We start from the raw sequence: 2552 nt of genomic DNA on the forward strand, positions 1-2552 counted from the left end.
CTCATAATTCGGCAAAGGTGTCGCACCGTCAGCATGTGATCAAATGCATTCCAAATCGTGACAACTTGCCTGCCTGAGCTGCAAAAAGGGTCTTGCCGGTGGGTGGCGCCGCGGGCGGTGTGGTGGTGTCGAAGGCGGGGGCGTCGGCGGCGCGGGCGGGAAGGGCGGTACGGCCGGAGGCCAGCCACAGGGCCCGGGTCTCGGGGGTGTCGTCGATGTCGTCGGCGTATCCGGCGAGTTCGGCGTAGGAGCGGATCGAGCGGACGCCGGCGGCGACTTCTTCGCGGGCTTCGGACAGGCGCTTGGTGCGGGGTTCGCGAAGCACGTCGATGTCGGAGGTGTCGAAGTAGACCTCGTTGTCCTCTTCGGCGTCGTCCTGGAAGGCGTCGGTGATCAGCCGCAGGTGCGGCGGCATCGTGATCTCCCAGAACGTGGTCTTCTCGGCGCGGGCGTTGTCGAATGTCCGGCCGGAGGCGTTGCCGAGCTGGGATTCCGGTACGCCGAACGCGGCGAGGAGTTCAATCTTGGAGGTCGCGGCGACGGTCTCGTACGCCATGTCCCGGGGTGTGACGGAGGTGTCGGTGACGGTGACGTTGCCGCCGTTGAGGACCGTCCAGGCCCCGGCTGCGGACGGTCCGGTGCCGAACCTGGCTCGCAGCAGGCGCAGTTCGGCGTCGTCCATGTCGCCGTCGATGCCGATGACGCCGCCGGGCCGGGCGTCGTTGTTGACGAAGCTGAGGTTGTAGTGGCGGGTGTAGAAGTCGAGGTCGGCGCTCAGGCCGGCGGCCTCCAGCGGGGTGATGCCGCTGTACGGGTCGAGCGGGTGGGGGTTGCGGATCCATCGGACCTTCTCGACGTCGAGGTTGCGCAGTTCGCCGGTGATCGTGACGGTCTCGAAGTGGGAGATCACGTCGGTGCCGGTGGACGGTACCGGGCGGGTGCGGCCGGGTGGGAGCAGGTCGATGCGCAGCAGGTCGCCGCCGCGTGAGAACGTCGGTTCGAGGAACACCCCGCGCTTGGACAGCAGCAGCTGCATGCTGACGCGCTTCTTGAACGTCCAGGCGCCCTCGGCGGGGTTGGCCCGGACGTTCATCGCCCGGTAGAGCGGGTGGGTGTCGTATGGCGGCATCGGCTCGTCGGAGGTGCCTCCGCGCGGGCGGACCCGCAGCGGCCGGTCCGCGACATGGTTGGAGATCGTGTCGACCGCCTTGTAGATCCACACCGCCCGCTCCATGCCGTCGCGCACCGCACGTTCGACGGACCACGGACGGGCCCGGTCCACGCCCGAGGGCGTCCAGCCGATCGCGTACTCCGGTGCGGACTTGATGGCCGGCGCGGGGCGGCGCAGGCTGGGGAACCAGCGGCGGGACATCAATTCCTCCTACTGCTCGTTGTGGTGGCCGAGGACGGCGGCGACCGAGACCGCGAGCAGGCTGGTGCAGGCGAGGCCGAGGCGCGGGTCAGTGGCGTAGGCGGCCGTGTTGAGGCCGATGGCGCCGAGTACGAGCAGGACGACGGCGACGACGTCGCGCACCCGGCCTGCAGTCAGGTGCGCGACATCGTCGGTCAGATGGGGCTGGTGCCTGCTGGGTATGGTCACGGCAGGCAGGCTAGGCACTTCGGTGCCTAGCGTCCCGGCGGCCGTTCCCGCATCCGGTTGCCCGCATCCCTTGGGTCCGGCTTGCGGAAGTTCTCGGCCGCGGCGGCTTGGTGGCGGTACTCGGGCGCGGGACGGCGCTTACGGGTGCCGATGGGCCCTCCGTGCAGCATCGGGTCGGAGCCGGCGCACGGCACTTCACAGACCTCGTCGTAGGGCCTGCGACAGCGGATGCACATCACGTCCGCGGAACGGATCTTGGTCGTGGCCGGGACGCGGTAGACACCGCGGCGGCGCGCGTAGGCGGCGCCCTGCGTGTCCACGGGAACGTACGCAGCAATCACCCATTCGTGGACATCGGCGTTGGTGTCGTCGTTCGTAGGGCTGTCGGTGGTCAAGCTGCACTCCCCTCGCCAACAGGCGCCCTGTGGGTGGGCGCCAGTGGCAGCAGCAGTTGTTCGTCCGGTTCTGCACGGGCCTCGGGATACCCGGTGGCCCTCATCTCGCTGGTCAGGTACGGGGTTCAACCTTCGCGTGGCCTTCGTGGCTAGCCCGCAGGGGCGGTGGCATCAGCCCTAGCAGGTGAGCACGCCATCTTCGATCGGTCCCGCCTCAACGTGCGGCGCCCATCCCCCGAATGGACGAACTGCGCCTGCGGCACGCCGGTTCACGATCTGATTCACATGCGGGGTTGCCCCCCGGCCCTGCAAGACCATGAATGTCCCCCTCCTATCCGGTCCGCACGTACGTTCCGAGGACTCGACTGTGACGCACCCGCACGAACCGATGCTTCAGTCACATGACCCAAGTCAGCGGATTTCAGTCAAGAAGCAGGCCGGGCAGCCTCGCCCACGACTTCGGATCGGACCGCTACCGGCGACAACCGGCCCCACGACGCAACCTGCGCACGGCCTCCTGCCCGTCGGCCAATTTGCCCTCCCCTGTTTGTGTCATG

Annotated in this window: 3 protein-coding genes; all 3 read right to left on the minus strand. The window is 68.4% G+C overall.

Translation table 11 applies throughout. The annotated features are described in order from the left end of the window. Nucleotides 1-28: 28 nt before the first annotated feature. The 3 genes from ACIQOV_RS36910 to ACIQOV_RS36920 are packed head-to-tail and all read right to left on the minus strand — an operon-like array spanning nt 29 to nt 1995. Entirely contained in the window at nt 29-1372 is a 1344-nt protein-coding gene (locus ACIQOV_RS36910; protein WP_401055167.1) for a phage portal protein, read from the minus strand. Nucleotides 1373-1381: 9 nt separating this feature from the next. Then, entirely contained in the window at nt 1382-1600 is a 219-nt protein-coding gene (locus ACIQOV_RS36915; RefSeq protein ID WP_401055168.1) for a hypothetical protein, read from the minus strand. Nucleotides 1601-1626: 26 nt separating this feature from the next. Next, nucleotides 1627-1995, minus strand: a complete 369-nt coding sequence (locus ACIQOV_RS36920) for a hypothetical protein (protein WP_401055169.1) — start codon at nt 1993-1995, stop codon at nt 1627-1629. Nucleotides 1996-2552: the final 557 nt, after the last annotated feature.

The sequence above is a fragment of the Kitasatospora sp. NPDC091257 genome (genome assembly GCF_044757675.1).
GTDB lineage: Bacteria > Actinomycetota > Actinomycetes > Streptomycetales > Streptomycetaceae > Kitasatospora > Kitasatospora lactacystinica.